Below are 16050 nucleotides of genomic sequence, written 5' to 3'. Positions count from 1 at the left end.
CCCGGGAGGGTGTGGGAGAGTAGGTCACCGCCGGACAACCATTAGGTCGAGGCCCCAACCACACGGTTGGGGCCTCCCACATTTAACACCCACCACCACCAAGGACACCCAACGGCCGAAGATACCGGGCCGTTGGGGATCGCCTGCACCCTGCACAACCTCCCGCGGCAGCACCGCCGTCGAACACCCCTCCAAGACGCCGGCCGTCACGCCACAACCCGCAGGAGCTGACGGGGCGTCACGCCCAAACCCGCAGGAGGTGACGGGGCGTTGTGAATATTCCCACGATGCTGCTCCCTGGCCCTGCCCGGTCCTGCCAGGTTGGGCAACTCCACTAGAATTGATGAAGATGTACGGACTTCGAAGCGCTTGATTTCGGGTTGCGTAGGAAACGAAACACGGATACGAGCGGCTGCAGTTGCGCCAGTGGTCAGCTCACAACAGGAGGAATCCACATGGCTGAGCACAACGGGGGCAACCGCGGCGGAAATGACCGCGGCGGGTTCCGCGGCAACAACAATTCCGGCGGCGACCCCCGCGGATTCCGTTCCCGCCCCAACCGCGACAGCGGCGACACCACCGGACGTGGCTCTGGTGGTGGCGAGCGTAAGCCGTTCGGCGACCGGGACAAGAAGCCGTTCGGTGATCGTCCCCGCCGTGATGGTGAAGGCGACCGTCGTAGTTTCGGTGGCGGGGAGCGCAAGCCGTTCGGTGATCGTGAGCGCAAGCCCTACGGTGACCGGGATAAGTCTTTTGGTGACCGGCCGCGCCGTGACGGCGAAGGCGACCGTCGCGGTTTCGGCGGGGGAGAGCGTAAGCCGTTCGGCGAGCGGGACCGGAAGCCCTTTGCTGGTGGCGGAGAGCGCAAGCCCTACGGTGACCGGGATAAGTCCTTTGGTGACCGGCCGCGCCGTGACGGCGAAGGCGACCGTCGCGGTTTCAGCGGGGGAGAGCGTAAGCCTTTCGGCGACCGGGACCGGAAGCCCTTTGCTGGTGGCGGAGAACGCAAGCCGTTCGGTGGCGGAGAGCGCAAGCCCTACGGTGACCGGGATAAGTCTTTTGGTGACCGTCCGCGCCGTGACGGCGAAGGCGACCGTCGCGGTTTCGGCGGGGGAGAAAACCGGAAGCCCTTCGGAGAGCGCAGCGACCGGCCCGCCCGCAGCGACCGCCCGGACCGCGCACCCCGCAGTTTCGACCGTGGCCCCGGCCGTGGCGACGCAGGTCCCCGCACCTTTGGAAGGGACCGCCAGGAAGACCGGCCCGTTCGCGAACCCAACGTCCGCGACCTCCGCAGCGCCAACCGTCCGGACCGCGAGCGGTCGCCGGAGATCGACGAGGACGTCACGGGCAAAGAGCTTGACCGCGCCACCCAGCACCAAATCAAGACCCTGGAAGCAAAGAGCGCGGAGTGGGTCGCACGCCACCTGGTGATGGCCGGCCGGCTGATCGATGAAGAACCGGAACTCGCCTTCCAGCACGCCCTCGCCGCCAGCCGGAGAGGCGGCAGGCTGGCAGCGGTCCGCGAAGCTGTTGGACTCACTGCCTACGCAGCCGGCCATTATGGCGAAGCCCTCCGGGAATTCCGCACATACCGCCGCATCAGCGGCTCGAACGTCCACCTTCCGGTCATGGCTGACTGTGAGCGCGGGCTGGGACGCCCGGACCGCGCCCTGGACGTGGCACGCTCCGAGGAAGCCCAGGACCTGGACGCCCCCGGCAAAGCCGAACTCGCGATTGTGGCAGCAGGCGCCAGGACCGACCTGGGCCAGCTCGACGCTGCAGTAGCCGAACTGGAAATTCCCCAGCTGGACATCAACCGGGCGTTCTCCTACAGCCCCCGGCTGTTCCGCGCCTACGCTGATGCCCTTGCCGGTGTGGGGCGCGAGCCCGAAGCCGAGAAATGGCGGAAGCAGGCCGTGGTTGCCGAAAACGCACTGGGCCAGGGTGTGGATGAAGAGCCTGACATCATCGACCTCGGCTGGGACGAAGAGGAAGAGGCCAGGGAGGAAGCCGAGCGCCGCCGCCTGCTCGAGCGCGCGTCCCAGGCATCCGACACCGCCCCCAAGGCCGCATCGGCTGTCACTGCGGCTGAGGCCGCGCCCCAAGCCGCCCTGGCCACTGAGCCGCAGGACGGCAGCATAGACGACCAGGAAGCCGACTACTTCGTCTCCGATGACGCCGAATCGGACGAGGACTCGGTGGAGCGCGACGAGCTGGAGTCGTCCGACATGGCCGCAGACAGTGCTGAGGGCGAACAGGATGAAGCATTTGACACCGCGGACGCCGCTGACCACCAGGCCGGGGACCAGCAGGACCGCCGGGAAGACTGACGAATGACGGACGTTGCCCTGATCTCCCGGTTCGACGCACTCCTGGCCGATCTGGACGGCGTGGTCTACGCCGGCCCGCATGCCATCCCCGGTGCCATTGAGTCGCTGAAGCGGCTCTCCGGCGCCGGTATTGGGCTGGGCTACGTGACCAATAATGCGTCCCGTTCCCCGGCCCAGGTAGCGGCCCATCTCAGGGAACTCGGGGCACCTGCCGACGACCACCAGGTGGTGAGTTCCTCGCAGGCCGCCGCGGAACTGTTGGCGTCCATGCTGGTGCCCGGCTCCCGGATCCTGATTACCGGCAGCCCGGCCCTGGCCGCGGAGATCGAACTCGTCGGGCTGGTTCCGGTGTACAGCCAGGACCAGGACCCGGTGGCAGTTGTCCAGGGCTTCAACCCCGAAATTGGGTGGAAAGACCTGGCCGAAGCCACCTACGTTGTGAATGCGGGCGCCCTCTGGGTGGCCACAAACACCGACATGTCCATACCCCAGGCCCGCGGCATTGCCCCTGGAAACGGGACCCTGGTGGCAGCTGTCGCGGCTGCAACCGGCAAGACACCCCGCGTGGCCGGCAAACCCGAGGCTCCGCTCTTCCATTCGGCAGCCAAACGGCTTGGCGCGGAACGGCCCCTGGTGGTGGGTGACCGGCTGGACACTGACATCCTGGGCGGCAACAATGCAGGATTCGCCACGGTGGCGGTACTGACCGGCGTGGATACCCGTCAGACCATCCTGGCCGCCCGTGCTGCTGAACGGCCGGACTACATCATCAACGACCTCGCGGAGCTGCACCGGCCGTACCCGGAAGTGAAGCACGACGACGACACGTACGTGTGCGGCGAGGCTACGGCCCGCGTAGCCAACGGCGCGGTGGGCATCATTGGCAGCCAGGACAACCTCGACTCCTGGCGTGCAGCCTGCGCCGCATGGTGGGCCGCTACCCCTGACGCCCCCACGCCCCAGGCTCCCAAACTGGTATGGCTGGATCACTAGACTGGTCGAATGACTGAGCTGAGCCACCCCGACGAGTCCGCACCAGCCCAGCTTTCCCCGGACTGGCCTGACACCACGGATACGGGAGTCACAGACCCCGTGGTGTTGCATGCCCTGGCGCGGCTGGACGCCTTGCCGAAGGTTCCCGTAAGTGACCACGAAAGTGCCTACAACCGACTCCACGATGAACTGCTGGCCGCACTGAACAGTGTTCCCGCAGACAGTGTTCCCGCAGACAGTGATCCCGCAGACAGTCACCCCACTACTGCTGCCCGCACCGTCAGCAACCCGGCGGGCGGCGCTGCCTGATGCCGGCACGCCTCGACCAGGCCCTTGTTGCCCGCGGCCTCGCAAGGTCCCGCACGCACGCGGCCGCCCTGGTCGCCGAGGGCAAGGTCAGCTCCGCAGGGCAGGTCCTCGCCAAAGCGTCACTCCAGGTGGACGAGGACAGGCCCCTGGAAGTCGACCACGACGAACGGGACACCTACGTAAGCCGGGCAGGGCACAAACTGGCCGGCGCGCTTGACGCCTTCCCGGAGATCACACCGGATGGTAAAAGGTGCCTCGACGCCGGCGCCTCCACCGGCGGCTTCACCGACGTGCTGCTGAGGCGCGGCGCCGCGCAGGTGGTGGCGGTCGACGTCGGACACGGCCAGCTGGTGCCCCAGCTCCGGGACGATCCCCGCGTGGAAGTCCACGAGGGAGTGAACGTCCGCTACATGTCGCCAGCAGATATCGGCGGCACGGCGGAGCTCACCGTGGCTGACCTGTCCTTCATCTCCCTCACCCTGGTGGTCCAGCCGCTGGCACAGTGCACTGAGCCGGGAGGGGACCTGGTGCTGATGGTGAAGCCGCAGTTCGAGATCGGCAAGGACCGCCTGGGCCGCACCGGAGTGGTCACATCGGAGCGGGAACGCCGGATGGCAGTGGAGAAAGTAGCCAGGGCAGCGCTCGACGCCGGGCTGGACCTGTGCGGCCTGGCGGTCAGCCCCCTGCCCGGCCAGGACGGAAACGTTGAATACTTCCTGTGGATAAAACGCAGTATGAGCAAAGACTTGCCTAAGATCGAAGAGCGGGAGGCAGCAGCCGCTGCCTTGCTCGGACGTATCTGGCCGAACCACTAGAGAGCGGAACCTGATGAGCAGGCGTGTACTGGTCCTTGCCCATACCGGCCGCGAGGACTCGCTGAAGGCCGCCTGGGAAGCGTGCGCCCTCCTGCACGCCTCAGGCATCGTGCCGGTGATGCAGGAGTCCGAACTCGACGACATGGAACGGTTTTTCGGACACCTCGCCCAGCCCGTGGAAGTCCTCCACGACCATGTCCAGCTCCCCGACGTGGAACTGGTGATGGTCCTCGGCGGCGACGGAACCATCCTGCGCGCGGCCGAGCTGGTCCGGGAAGTGGACGTGCCGCTGCTGGGCGTCAACCTTGGCCATGTGGGCTTCCTTGCCGAAAGCGAGCGGGCAGACCTGGCACAGACCGTCGATTGGATCGCCAGCCGCGAGTACACCGTGGAAGAGCGCATGACCATCGATGTCCAGGTGTGGGTCCGCGGCCAGAAGATCTGGCACACGTGGGCGCTGAACGAGGCCGCCATCGAGAAGGCCAACCGGGAACGCATGCTCGAAGTGGTCACCGAAGTGGACGAACGACCCCTCACCTCCTTTGGCTGTGACGGCATCGTCCTTGCCACCCCTACAGGTTCCACTGCCTACGGCTTCTCTGCCGGTGGACCTGTCGTCTGGCCTGAGGTGGAGGCGCTGGTAATAGTCCCCATCAGCGCCCATGCGCTCTTCGCCAAACCGCTGGTGGTCTCGCCCCGTTCCCGGCTCGCGGTGGAGGTCCTGAGCCGGACAGAGGCGCAGGGCGTCCTGTGGTGTGACGGCCGGCGGTCCGTGGACCTGCCGCCGGGCGCCAGGGTGGAAGTCACCAAATCCGCCACGCCCGTGCGGCTGGCGCGCACGCACCAGACGCCGTTCTCAGCCCGGCTGGTCCGCAAGTTCGAGCTGCCGATCCACGGCTGGCGCGGCCCCGTGCCCAAGGCAGAAGCTGTCCACACCGGCCCCATACCCATCGTCAGGACACCGCGGCCCATGCCCCCGCTGCAGGTGCCGCCCCCGGGCCGGCCCGAAGCCGATACCGATCCGTCCACCGCAAAGTGAAGCCATGCTTGAAGAACTGAGAATCCGCGACCTTGGCGTCATCACCGACGCAACGCTGCCGCTTGGGCCGGGCCTGAGTGTGGTGACCGGTGAGACCGGTGCCGGCAAGACGATGGTGGTCACCGCCGTCGGACTCCTCCTGGGCGCGCGCTCGGACGCCGGAGCAGTCAGGAGCGGCGCGAAGAGCGCCGCGGCCGAGGCAGTCCTCAGGCTCGACGCCGGCCACCCCGCCATCGCCCGCGCCCTGGAGGCCGGCGCAGAGGCGGAAGAGTTCGACGGCGGAGCAGAGCTGATCCTGGCCCGCCGCCTCGGGTCGGACGGGCGCAGCCGTGCCTACCTGGGCGGCAGGGCAGCGCCCGTGGGAGTCCTCGCCGAAATCGGCGAGACGCTGGTGGTGGTCCACGGCCAGTCGGATCAGATCCGGCTCAAGGGAGCCGCAGCCCAGCGGGGTGCCCTGGACAAGTTCGCCGGGGAGGCGCTTGCCGGTCCGCTTGACGCCTACCAGGATCTTTACAGCCACTGGAAAGCCAGCCAGTCCGAGCTCGATGCACTCCGCAACGCTGCCCGTGACAGGCTGCGGGAAGCGGAATCCCTGCAGACGGCCCTGGCGGAAATCTATGAGGTGGACCCGCAGCCGGGGGAGGACGAACTGCTCAAGGCTGAAGCGGTGAAGCTGGCCAACGTGGAGGAGCTTCGCATCGCCGCCACCACAGCACACCAGGCCCTGATTGCCGAGGACTTTGGCGAAGCCGGGGACGCCACCACCCTTGTGGATGCCGCGAAGCGGACGCTGGAGCATGTTGCCGAACACGACGCGGAACTGGGGTCTGCTGCTTCGCGCCTGGCCGAGGTGGGCTTCCTGCTGAACGATATCGCCACGGAACTGGCAAGCTACCAGGCAGGCCTGGACACCGAAGGGCCGGAACGGCTCGCGGAAATCGAGGACCGGAGGGCGGCCCTGGCAAAGCTCGTCCGCAAGTATGCCCCCACCATCGACGAGGTTCTGGTCTGGGCGGAAAACGCCCGCGTTCGCTTTGACGAACTGCAGGACGACTCAACCCGGATTGAAACGCTGGACGCCGAGGTAGTCCGCGCCGAAGCGGACCTGAAAAAGCAGGCTGCCGCCATCAGCAAGATCAGGGCCAAGGCCGCCAAGGACCTTTCCGCCCGCGTCAGCGCGGAGCTCAAGGCCCTGGCCATGGCTGATGCCACCTTGGTCATCAACCTCGAATCGGGCGGCCAGCTGGGACCGCACGGCGCGGACGACATCAGTTTCCTCCTGCAGCCGCACTCCGGCGCACCCGCCCGGCCGCTGGGCAAAGGTGCCTCCGGCGGCGAGCTCTCCCGCGTCATGCTCGCCATCGAGGTGGTGCTGGCAGCGGTGGATCCCGTTCCCACGTTCGTCTTCGATGAGGTGGACGCGGGCGTGGGCGGCCGCGCCGCCGTCGAGATCGGGCGCAGGCTCGCCATGCTGGCCCGCCACGTCCAGGTGCTGGTGGTGACGCACCTGCCCCAGGTGGCCGCCTTCGCGGACCAGCACATCACCGTGACCAAGACCTCCGTCAGGGGAGCCGACGGCGGAACCGCCACCGGGTTCACCTCGAGTGACGTCCGCCTCCTGGACGGTCCGGAACGGGTCCGGGAACTGGCCCGCATGCTGGCCGGCCAGGAGGACTCCGAGTCGGCGCAGGCCCACGCGCAGGAACTGCTGGACGACGCGAAACTGCTGCCGCAGCGGGCCTGAGAGCCGGCAGGGCGCGGCCTCTTGCCGCATGCGCCCTTGCCCGGCAGGCAGCCGAAGGGCAGACTTGACGGTTTGGGAAGCCAATCAGCGATCCGGGGAAGGCTCAAATGATGATAAGCTCGAATTCCGTGGTGCAGCGATCAAATTCCCGTGTAAATTCCCGGTTCCCGGGCTCATCCAAGACGACCAAACACATCTTCGTAACCGGTGGTGTGGCGTCCTCGCTCGGTAAGGGACTGACGGCTTCAAGCCTCGGTCATCTGCTGCGTGCACGCGGCCTGTCTGTAACTATGCAGAAGCTCGATCCGTACCTGAACGTGGATCCGGGCACCATGAACCCCTTCCAGCACGGCGAAGTCTTCGTCACCGACGACGGCGCTGAGACGGACCTGGACATCGGGCACTACGAGCGCTTCCTGGACGAAAACCTCGAGGGCTCGGCGAACGTGACCACCGGCCAGGTGTACTCCACCGTGATAGCCAAGGAACGTCGCGGCGAGTACCTCGGCGACACAGTCCAGGTCATCCCGCACATCACCGATGAGATCAAGCGCCGCATGCGGCTGCCCGCCGAGGTCAAGAACGCCCCGGACGTCATCATCACCGAAATCGGCGGCACCGTAGGTGACATCGAGTCCCAGCCGTTCCTCGAATCGGCCCGCCAGGTGCGCCAGGACATCGGCCGCACCAACGTCTTCTTCCTGCACGTCTCGCTGGTGCCCTACATCGGACCGTCCCAGGAGCTGAAGACCAAGCCCACCCAGCACTCCGTTGCTGCCCTGCGTTCCATCGGTATCCAGCCCGAAGCGATCGTCATCCGCTCGGACCGCGAAGTACCCGATGCGATGCGCGAAAAGATCGGCCGTATGTGCGACGTCGACATCGATGCCGTGGTCAACGCCGCCGATGCTCCCAGCATCTACGACATCCCCAAGACCCTCCACACCCAGGGCCTGGACTCGTACATCGTCCGCGCCCTTGACCTTCCCTTCAAGGACGTGGACTGGACCAGCTGGGACAAGCTGCTCGAAGCCGTGCACAACCCCAAGCACCACGTGGAGATCGCACTGGTAGGCAAGTACATCGACCTGCCCGACGCCTACCTGTCGGTGACTGAGGCCCTGCGCGCGGGCGGCTTCGCCAACGACACCAAGGTCAAGATCCGCTGGGTTCCGTCCGATGAATGCGAAACCCGTGAGGGCGCCATCAAGGCCCTCGACGGTGTCAACGCCATCTGCGTCCCCGGCGGCTTCGGCATCCGCGGCCTCGAGGGCAAACTCGGTGCGCTGAAGTTCGCCCGCGAAACCAAGCTGCCTGTCCTGGGACTCTGCCTGGGCCTGCAATGCATGGTGATCGAATACGCCCGCAACGTGGTGGGACTTGAAGGCGCTTCATCCAGCGAGTTCGAACCGGATTCCAAGTATCCGGTTATTGCCACCATGGAAGAGCAGCTGGAGTTCGTCGAAGGCCGCGGCGACCTGGGCGGCACCATGCGCCTGGGCCTCTACGAAGCCAAGCTCGACGAAGGCTCGGTCATCGCCGGAACCTACGGCAAGACCACCGTCAGTGAACGCCACCGCCACCGCTACGAGGTCAACAACAAATACCGCGAGCAGATCGCAGCCGAAGGACTGGTCTTCTCCGGCACGTCCCCGGACGGCAAGCTCGTGGAGTTCGTTGAGCTTCCCGCCGCTGTCCACCCGTACTACGTGGCCACCCAGGCGCACCCCGAATTGAGCTCGCGCCCCACCCGCCCGCACCCGCTGTTCGCAGGCCTGGTCAAGGCGGCGCTGAACCACCAGGAGGCCTCCGACACGGCCGCCTCCCTGGACGCCGGCGCACCGGACACAGAGCAGTCCGGTACGGTAGCCGCTAAGTAGTTCAACAGAAAAGGACGGCGCGATGCCCGGTACACCTGAAACCACGCCTGCTGTGAAGCAGGTTTCGGATGCACCGAGCCCGCGCCGTCTTTTGTCTACTGAGAAGGTCTACGAAGGCCGGATCTGGGACGTGGTCAGCGACAGCTTCCAGCTGCAGGAAACGGGCGGGGCCCTGACCCGCGACTACATTGACCACCCCGGGGCAGTCGCCGTCCTGCCCATGAATGACGACGGCGAGATCCTCCTCCTCAAGCAGTACCGGCACCCCGTGGGCATGGACCTTTGGGAAATTCCTGCCGGGCTGCTCGATATTGAAGGCGAAGACTTCGTGGTAGGGGCAGCGCGCGAACTGGCCGAAGAAGCCGATCTTGCCGCGGGCACCTGGAACGTCCTGGCCGACTTCTTCAACTCGCCAGGTTCCTCCAGCGAGGCCATCAGGATCTACCTGGCCCGGGACCTGACCGACGTCCCGCACCATGAACGCCATGAGCGGACGGACGAGGAGGCCGAGATCGAGTTCCATTGGATCAAGCTCGACGACGCCGTGGAGTCGGTGCTTGCCGGACGGCTCCACAACCCGTCCGCCGTCGTCGGGATCCTGGCAGCCGCGGCCGCACGTGCGGCCGGGTATGAAGGGCTTCGTCCCGCGGACGCGCCCTGGCCGGCACACCCCAGCCAGCGCTGATGGTTCCATCTCCCTCCGCAGAACCCGTTGCAGTGCAACCGGCTCCCGGCGCTCCGGCCCCGGACTCCGCGCCCCCTGTTTCTCCGCCCACGGCCGTTGACCGCGGGATAACCGACTACCTCCAGCACATGGGCGTGGAACGCGGGCTGGCCGCCAATACCCTGGCTGCCTACCGGCGCGATCTCACCCGTTACGCGCGGTACCTTGCAGCGTCCGGCTGCGGGCGCCCCGAGGACATCACCCGCCACCACGTCACCGGATACGTCCGGGCGCTTGCCGACGGGTCCGACGGCGGTTCTTCCCTGGGCGTGAGGTCCGCCGCCAGGACAGTCGTGGCAGTCCGCGGACTCCACAAGTTCTGGGCCTTGGAGGGTTTCACCCCTACAGATCCCGCCAGTGAAGTCCACCCGCCCATGGCCGGGAAGCGGCTGCCGAAGGCCATCAGCGTGGACGAAGTCACCAGGATCCTCGAAGCAGCAGGAACAGACACCGCCACGGGGCTGCGGGACCGTGCCCTCCTCGAATTCCTGTACTCCACGGGGGCCCGGATCAGTGAGGCAGTGGGCCTGGACGTGGACGACATTTCCCTCGATCCCGCCGAATCCGGTCCGGCCATTGTGCGGCTCTTCGGCAAGGGGTCCAAGGAACGGCTGGTGCCCCTTGGTTCTTACGGTGCCAGGGCGCTGGAAGCCTACCTGGTGCGCGGCAGGCCCCTGCTCGCGGCCAAGGGAAAGGGTACCCCGGCCCTGTTCCTGAACGCCCGTGGCGGCCGGATCAGCCGCCAGAGTGCCTGGACCATCCTGAAGGCCGCAGCCGGGAAAGCGAACATCACCAAGGACGTCTCGCCGCACACCCTCCGGCATTCCTTCGCAACCCACCTGCTGGAAGGCGGGGCCGACGTTCGCGTGGTCCAGGAGCTGCTGGGCCATGCCTCGGTGACCACCACCCAGGTCTATACCCTGGTCACGGCCGACACCCTGCGCGAGATCTATGCGGCAGCCCACCCGCGGGCACTCGGCTGAGGTCTGCCTGACACTGCCTTGGATCGACTGGAGACGCGGCCCGCAGTGCTAAAGCAGCGCTTCGATGGTGAGTTCCACCGGCCCCAGCAGGAAAGCGAGCACTGAAGTGCCCATCCCGGCGAGCAGCATCAGTCCCGGATGTGCCAGGCGGGCGTCAATGGCCGAGACACGGGCCGGCCGCATTTCTGGTGCAGTTTCGGGAGCCACACCTGGAGCTTGGCACAGTCAGCGAGCCTTGGCGCTTCCTCGCGGACAACTGATGGACCCCCTAGGCTTGAGCGCATGACTGCAGCAAGGGTTACTCTCTGCTTCCTGCTCCGCGACGGGGATTCCGGGCCGGAGGTGCTGCTCGGGCTGAAAAAAACCGGCTTTGGCCGGGGAAAGATTGTCGGCATCGGAGGCCATGTGGAAGCGGGGGAGAGCGATGCGGACGCGGCGATCCGGGAAGTGCGTGAAGAAGCCGATGTGGTGCTGCGGCTCGAGGACCTCAGGGATGCGGGCGTGGTGCGGTTCGTGTTTCCCGCCAAGCCCGAGTGGAACATGGACACCCGGCTGTTCACAGCGGCGCGGTGGGACGGCGAACCGGCCGAAAGCATGGAGATCGCCCCCGCCTGGTTCAGTACCGCCACCCTCCCTGTGGACCGGATGTGGCAGGACGCGGACCATTGGCTGCCGGTGGTCCTTGAAGGTGGGAAGGTCAACATCGTGGTGACCATGGACGACGACAACGAAGCCGTCGCCTCCTCCGAAAGCGTTCTCTTCCAGCAGTAATTCCCGGGAAGAGCGACGGCGGCCAGGTCACTTGGGTGACCTGGCCGCCGCCGGAATCTTCGCCGTCGCGCCTTCCATCAGGAAGGGGCAGCCCAGCCGGGACGTGAGGCCTACGGCAGGTGCCGTTCCTCTTCCCCGTTGTACTCGCTCAAAGGCCGGATCAGCGAGTTCGAGTCCAGCTGCTCCATGATGTGCGCCGTCCAGCCCGTAATGCGGCTGGCGACGAACAGGGGAGTAAACGTCTGGGTGTCGAAGCCCATGAGGTGGTAGGTCGGTCCTGCCGGGTAGTCAAGGTTGGGCTTAATGGCCTTGGCCTCGTCCATGGCAGTCTCGAGCCCCTGGTAGAGGCCCAGCAGTTCCGGCCGGCCGTAGTGCGCGATCATCTTGTCCAGGGCGGCCTTCATGGTGGGCACCCTCGAATCGCCGTGCTTGTAGACGCGGTGGCCAAACCCCATCACCTTCTTCTTTTGGGCGAGGGCGTTCTCCATCCAGGCCTTGGCGCGCGCTGCCGCTTCTTCCAGGGATTCCTCCGGCCGGATGCCGATCTCGTCGAAGGTGTGCATGACGGCCTCGTTGGCACCGCCGTGCAGCGGACCTTTCAGCGCACCGATGGCACCGGTGACCGCCGAATGCAGGTCCGAGAGCGTTGAGGTGATCACCCGCGCGGTGAAGGTCGAGGCGTTGAAGCTGTGCTCGGCGTACAGGATCATGGAGACGTTGAAGGCGTCCACGACTTCCGGTACCTGTTCCTCGCCAAAGGCCATCCACAGGAAGTTGGCGGAGTAGCCCAGGTCCTCACGGGGCTCCACCACGGTTTGGCCGTGCCTGCGCCGCTGGTCATAGGCCACAACAGCCGGCATCGCCGCGAACAGGTCCACCGCCTTTGCCACGTTGGCTTCGCGCGAGGAGTCCTCGGCCAGCGGGTGCCTGGCTCCCAGCACTGACGCTGCCGTCCGGCAGACATCCATGGGATGCGAGCTGGTGGGCAGCGCGTCGATGACCTGCTTGACCACGGGGTCCAGGGCACGCCCCGCCCGCTCCCTTGCCGTGAACTCCGAGAGCTGGTCCCCACTGGGCAGTTCGCCGTTCCAAAGCAGGTACGCGACTTCCTCAAAGCTGCACCGTGCCGCGAGCTCCTGGACCGGGTAGCCGCGGTACAGCAGTGAGTTGGTGTCCGGGTTGACCTTCGAAACGGACGTGTAATCCACTACGACGCCGGCGAGACCTTTTTTGATGTCCTGTTCAGCCATGCTGAAACTCCCTTGTTCCTGTCGCCTTTCGGATGCCGGCCGCGGCCGGCGGTGGTCCTTTAGTGCTTGCCCGGGACCTGGAAATTGAAGACCCCGGTGTCGAAACGGTTGTAGGCCTCGTAATCGACGAGATCGTACAACCGCGCACGGGTCAGCATGCTGCCAACCTGTGCCTCCTGCGTTCCCTCAGCCTTGATCGAGTCCAGCGTACGCTCAGCAGCGCCCATGGCACTACGGAGCAGGGTGACCGGATAAATCACCATGTTCACCCCCACTGCTGCCAGCTGGTCCACCGTAAAGAGATCGCTCTTCCCGAACTCCGTCATGTTGGCCAGGATGGGCACGTCCACGGCGTCACGGATGGCCTGGAACTCGTCCAGGGTGGCCATCGCCTCGGGGAAAATTGCATCAGCGCCGGCCTGCACGAGTGCTTTGGCCCGTTCCTGCGCCGCTGCCAGTCCGTCTGTTGCCCGGATATCGGTACGGGCCATGATCAGGAAGTTGGGATCCCGGCGGGCATCCGCAGCAGCACGGATACGCTTCGTGGCTGTCTCCAGGTCCACCACGTTTTTCCCGTCCAGGTGACCGCAGCGCTTGGGGTTGAACTGGTCCTCAATGTGCAGGCCGGCCAGGCCGGCATTCTCGATCTCCTGGACGGTACGGGCCACGTTCATGGGTTCACCGAAGCCCGTGTCGGCATCAACGATGGCGGGCAGGTCCGTCATTCTGGCGATCTGCCCGGCGCGGGTGGCTACCTCCGTGAGGGTGGTCAGGCCGATGTCCGGCAGCCCGAGGTCGTTGGCGAGGACTGCGCCGGAGATGTACACCCCCGCGAAGCCCTTTTCCTCGATGAGCCGGGCCGAGAGCGGGCTGAAGGCACCGGGAAACTGCTGGATGGTGCCGGATGCCAGAAGCTCCCGGAAGCGAAGCCGCTTCTGCTCGGGGGTGGTCTTGGAATACAGCATCAGAACAGGCCCTTCGGTGCGGCGGCCGGATCGATGACGCCGGGGGCGGCAGCGATGTTCAGCTGGTCAAGTTCGCCGGCCGCCAGTTCGGGGAGGCGTTCGACGGCGGCCAGGAACCTTTCGATTTCAGCTTCCTCCACGAGGCCTGCGGCCAGGGTCCGGAATTTGTTGATGTATTCAGCGCGTGCGAAGGGACGGGCGCCGAGGGGATGGGCGTCAGCGACGGCGATTTCGTCCGTAATGACGGTGCCGTCGGTAAGGACGATCTCCACGGAACCGCCGAAGGCCTTCTCGGAGATGTCCAGCGAGTGGTAACGGCGGGTCCACTCGGGGTCTTCCTCGGTGCTGACCTTCTGCCACAGGTCCACGGTGTCCGGCCGTCCGGCGCGCTCCGGGGAGTAGGAGTCAACGTGGTGCCAGGCACCGTCCTGCAGGGCGACCGTGAAGATGTACGGGATGGAGTGGTCCAGGGTTTCCCGGCTGGCCTTCGGATCGTACTTCTGGGGATCGTTGGCCCCGGAACCGATGACGTAGTGGGTGTGGTGGCTCGTCCTGATCAGGACGGACTTCACGTTGGCCGCGTCCGTGGCTTCGGGGTGCTCACGGTTGAGTTTCCGGGCCAGGTCAATCCAGGCCTGTGCCTGGTACTCGGCGGAATGTTCCTTCGTGTAGGTGTCCAGGATGGCGCGCTTGGCTTCCCCGGCCTCGGGCAGCGGGACCAGGTAGGAGGCCTCCGGACCATCCAGCAGCCAGGCGATGACGCCGTCCTCACCTTCATAGATGGGCACGGGGGAGGTCTGTCCCCGCATTGCACGGTCGGCTGCTTCCACGGCCATCTTGCCCGCGAACGCCGGCGCGTGCGCCTTCCACGTGGAGATCTCGCCCTTGCGGGACTGCCTGGTTGCGGTGGTGGTGTGCAGGCCCTGGCCGACCGACTGGAAGATAGTCTCGACGTCGAGCCCCAGCAGGGTGCCGATGCCCGCCGCTGCAGACGGGCCAAGATGCGCCACATGGTCAATCTTGTGCTTGTGCAGGCAGATGGCCTTGACCAGGTTTACCTGGATCTCGTACCCGGTGGCGATGCCGCGGATGAGGTCCTGCCCGCTGGACCCTGCATGCTGCGCGACAGCAAGGATCGGCGGGATGTTGTCTCCCGGGTGTGAGTAGTCGGCCGCGAGGAAGGTGTCATGGTAATCCAGTTCCCGTACCGCCACCCCGTTGGCCCATGCCGCCCACTCGGGTGAAACGCGCTCGCCGATGCCAAACACGTTGGCGCCTTTGCCACCGGTGCTGGGTCCGTGGGCCAGGGCCTGGGCACGGGCTGCCACAATCGGGCCACGGTTCAGGGACGCAATGGCCACCGAGGCGTTGTCGATAATCCGGTTGATCACCATGTCGGTGACCTCTGCCGTGACCGCGACGGGATCGGTGGCGACCATCGCGATCTTGTAAGCAAGCTGCTCCTCGCGGGGCAGGTTTTCCTCGCTCTTGTAAACCCGGACGTGGTGTTCCTTAACCATGGTGCTCCTTGTCATGAGGTGTGTGCGTGTTTTTGACGTGCGAAAGGCTTCGGTGCAGGTGGAGGATAGTGGCGGCCTCCGCCAGGCGCGGATTGCGGGCAGCAATAGCTTCGGCGATCGCTGCGTGCTCGGCTGCAGCGGACGTGAGCCGTTGCGCGTCGTCTGCTGCCAGCCGGCGCACGCGGACCAGGTGCACGCGAAGCCCGCGCATGGCCTGGGCCAGGTATGAGTTGGACACGGCGGCGTCGATGGCGGCGTCGAGGCGTCCCGCGAGATCGTAGTAGGCGTGCCGTCCCGGGTCGTTGCTGTCAATCAGGGCCGGAGCTTCAAGGAGTTCCTTATGCAGCTGCAGGAAGACGGCTGCATCGCCACGTTCGGCGGCAAGGGCTGCGGCTTTGCACTCCAGTGTTTCCCGAAGCTCGAATAGTTCATCGATGTCATCGAGCGAAACGTCGGTGACCACGACGCCGCGGCCGCCGGCCGTCGTCGTCAGTCCTTCCGCCGTGAGCCTGCTGAGCGCCTCCCGCAGCGGAGTGCGGGAGACACCAAGGCGTTCTGACTGTTCCACTTCCGCCAGCACCGTGCCTGGCAGGAGGCGCCACTCGGTGATGTCGTCACGTAAGGCGGCATAAGCCCTGTCACTGGCGCGCATCGTTGCCTCCCTTCGGTATTCGACCCCTTCAGTGTATACACAACCGGCAGAAAAAGCAGTAGAAAGAACGACGGA

At 66.1% G+C, this 16050-nt stretch carries 15 protein-coding genes; 10 read left to right on the top strand and 5 right to left on the bottom strand.

Annotated elements, in window-relative coordinates; all coding sequences use genetic code 11:
* The first annotated feature begins 455 nt into the window (after nt 1–455).
* From CXX84_RS14000 to xerD, 9 genes are all read left to right on the top strand, one after another.
* A complete protein-coding gene (locus tag CXX84_RS14000) occupies nt 456–2330 on the top strand; it encodes a hypothetical protein (RefSeq protein WP_102977322.1) in 1875 nt (624 codons plus the stop codon).
* 3 nt (nt 2331–2333) lie between these two features.
* A complete protein-coding gene (locus tag CXX84_RS13995; protein ID WP_102977321.1) occupies nt 2334–3323 on the top strand; it encodes an HAD-IIA family hydrolase in 990 nt (329 codons plus the stop codon).
* Between the two features lie 9 nt (nt 3324–3332).
* Nucleotides 3333–3632 carry a hypothetical protein gene (locus CXX84_RS13990; RefSeq protein WP_102977320.1) on the top strand — a complete coding sequence of 100 codons (300 nt, stop codon included), beginning with the start codon at nt 3333–3335 and terminating at the stop codon, nt 3630–3632.
* A complete protein-coding gene (locus CXX84_RS13985) occupies nt 3632–4447 on the top strand; it encodes a TlyA family RNA methyltransferase (RefSeq protein WP_102977319.1) in 816 nt (271 codons plus the stop codon). Before CXX84_RS13990 ends, CXX84_RS13985 begins: the two co-directional genes overlap by 1 nt.
* Before the next feature lie 13 nt (nt 4448–4460).
* A complete protein-coding gene (locus CXX84_RS13980) occupies nt 4461–5486 on the top strand; it encodes an NAD kinase (RefSeq protein ID WP_102977318.1) in 1026 nt (341 codons plus the stop codon).
* Nucleotides 5487–5490: 4 nt separating this feature from the next.
* On the top strand, nt 5491–7230 hold the full coding sequence (gene recN, locus CXX84_RS13975) for a DNA repair protein RecN (protein ID WP_102977317.1): 1740 nt from the start codon (nt 5491–5493) through the stop codon (nt 7228–7230).
* Nucleotides 7231–7340: 110 nt separating this feature from the next.
* On the top strand, nt 7341–9110 hold the full coding sequence (locus CXX84_RS13970; RefSeq protein ID WP_102977316.1) for a CTP synthase: 1770 nt from the start codon (nt 7341–7343) through the stop codon (nt 9108–9110).
* Nucleotides 9111–9132: 22 nt separating this feature from the next.
* On the top strand, nt 9133–9795 hold the full coding sequence (locus tag CXX84_RS13965; protein ID WP_102977315.1) for an NUDIX domain-containing protein: 663 nt from the start codon (nt 9133–9135) through the stop codon (nt 9793–9795).
* Complete coding sequence (gene xerD / locus CXX84_RS13960; protein WP_189337597.1) at nt 9795–10817, top strand: site-specific tyrosine recombinase XerD; 1023 nt, start codon at nt 9795–9797, stop codon at nt 10815–10817. Before CXX84_RS13965 ends, xerD begins: the two co-directional genes overlap by 1 nt.
* A 48-nt stretch (nt 10818–10865) precedes the next feature.
* On the opposite strand, the gene CXX84_RS19160 is transcribed toward xerD, so the two are convergent.
* Nucleotides 10866–11024 carry a hypothetical protein gene (locus CXX84_RS19160; RefSeq protein WP_189337600.1) on the bottom strand — a complete coding sequence of 53 codons (159 nt, stop codon included), beginning with the start codon at nt 11022–11024 and terminating at the stop codon, nt 10866–10868.
* Nucleotides 11025–11099: 75 nt separating this feature from the next.
* Here CXX84_RS19160 and CXX84_RS13955 point away from each other — a divergent pair, with 75 nt between their 5' ends.
* A complete protein-coding gene (locus CXX84_RS13955) occupies nt 11100–11588 on the top strand; it encodes an 8-oxo-dGTP diphosphatase (protein WP_102977313.1) in 489 nt (162 codons plus the stop codon).
* A gap of 110 nt (nt 11589–11698) precedes the next feature.
* On the opposite strand, the gene CXX84_RS13950 is transcribed toward CXX84_RS13955, so the two are convergent.
* Genes CXX84_RS13950 through CXX84_RS13935 form a run of 4 tightly spaced genes read right to left on the bottom strand, consistent with a single transcriptional unit; the run spans nt 11699 to nt 15975 of the window.
* Nucleotides 11699–12838: a bifunctional 2-methylcitrate synthase/citrate synthase gene (locus tag CXX84_RS13950; RefSeq protein WP_102977312.1), complete on the bottom strand. Its 1140-nt coding sequence runs from the start codon at nt 12836–12838 to the stop codon at nt 11699–11701.
* A gap of 59 nt (nt 12839–12897) precedes the next feature.
* Nucleotides 12898–13803, bottom strand: coding sequence for a methylisocitrate lyase (gene prpB, locus CXX84_RS13945; protein ID WP_102977311.1), 906 nt, complete (start codon nt 13801–13803; stop codon nt 12898–12900).
* Nucleotides 13803–15323: an MmgE/PrpD family protein gene (locus tag CXX84_RS13940; protein ID WP_102977310.1), complete on the bottom strand. Its 1521-nt coding sequence runs from the start codon at nt 15321–15323 to the stop codon at nt 13803–13805. Before CXX84_RS13940 ends, prpB begins: the two co-directional genes overlap by 1 nt.
* Nucleotides 15316–15975, bottom strand: coding sequence for a GntR family transcriptional regulator (locus CXX84_RS13935; RefSeq protein ID WP_102977309.1), 660 nt, complete (start codon nt 15973–15975; stop codon nt 15316–15318). The genes CXX84_RS13940 and CXX84_RS13935 overlap by 8 nt, the downstream gene beginning before the upstream one ends.
* Nucleotides 15976–16050: the final 75 nt, after the last annotated feature.

Source organism: Arthrobacter sp. AFG7.2 (assembly GCF_002892835.1).
Taxonomy (GTDB): domain Bacteria; phylum Actinomycetota; class Actinomycetes; order Actinomycetales; family Micrococcaceae; genus Arthrobacter.
This window is presented reverse-complemented; position numbering and strand designations above follow the sequence as displayed.

Excerpts from the sequence above, each read along its gene's own strand:
- CXX84_RS13990 (WP_102977320.1), top strand. The coding sequence starts at position 3,333 with ATGACTGAGCTGAGCCACCCCGACGAGTCCGCACCAGCCCAGCTTTCC.
- CXX84_RS14000 (WP_102977322.1), top strand. The coding sequence starts at position 456 with ATGGCTGAGCACAACGGGGGCAACCGCGGCGGAAATGACCGCGGCGGG.
- prpB (WP_102977311.1), bottom strand. The coding sequence starts at position 13,803 with ATGCTGTATTCCAAGACCACCCCCGAGCAGAAGCGGCTTCGCTTCCGG.
- CXX84_RS13950 (WP_102977312.1), bottom strand. The coding sequence starts at position 12,838 with ATGGCTGAACAGGACATCAAAAAAGGTCTCGCCGGCGTCGTAGTGGAT.
- recN (WP_102977317.1), top strand. The coding sequence starts at position 5,491 with ATGCTTGAAGAACTGAGAATCCGCGACCTTGGCGTCATCACCGACGCA.
- CXX84_RS13970 (WP_102977316.1), top strand. The coding sequence starts at position 7,341 with ATGATAAGCTCGAATTCCGTGGTGCAGCGATCAAATTCCCGTGTAAAT.
- CXX84_RS13965 (WP_102977315.1), top strand. The coding sequence starts at position 9,133 with ATGCCCGGTACACCTGAAACCACGCCTGCTGTGAAGCAGGTTTCGGAT.
- CXX84_RS13985 (WP_102977319.1), top strand. The coding sequence starts at position 3,632 with ATGCCGGCACGCCTCGACCAGGCCCTTGTTGCCCGCGGCCTCGCAAGG.
- CXX84_RS13935 (WP_102977309.1), bottom strand. The coding sequence starts at position 15,975 with ATGCGCGCCAGTGACAGGGCTTATGCCGCCTTACGTGACGACATCACC.
- CXX84_RS13980 (WP_102977318.1), top strand. The coding sequence starts at position 4,461 with ATGAGCAGGCGTGTACTGGTCCTTGCCCATACCGGCCGCGAGGACTCG.
- CXX84_RS13940 (WP_102977310.1), bottom strand. The coding sequence starts at position 15,323 with ATGGTTAAGGAACACCACGTCCGGGTTTACAAGAGCGAGGAAAACCTG.
- CXX84_RS13995 (WP_102977321.1), top strand. The coding sequence starts at position 2,334 with ATGACGGACGTTGCCCTGATCTCCCGGTTCGACGCACTCCTGGCCGAT.
- CXX84_RS13955 (WP_102977313.1), top strand. The coding sequence starts at position 11,100 with ATGACTGCAGCAAGGGTTACTCTCTGCTTCCTGCTCCGCGACGGGGAT.
- xerD (WP_189337597.1), top strand. The coding sequence starts at position 9,795 with ATGGTTCCATCTCCCTCCGCAGAACCCGTTGCAGTGCAACCGGCTCCC.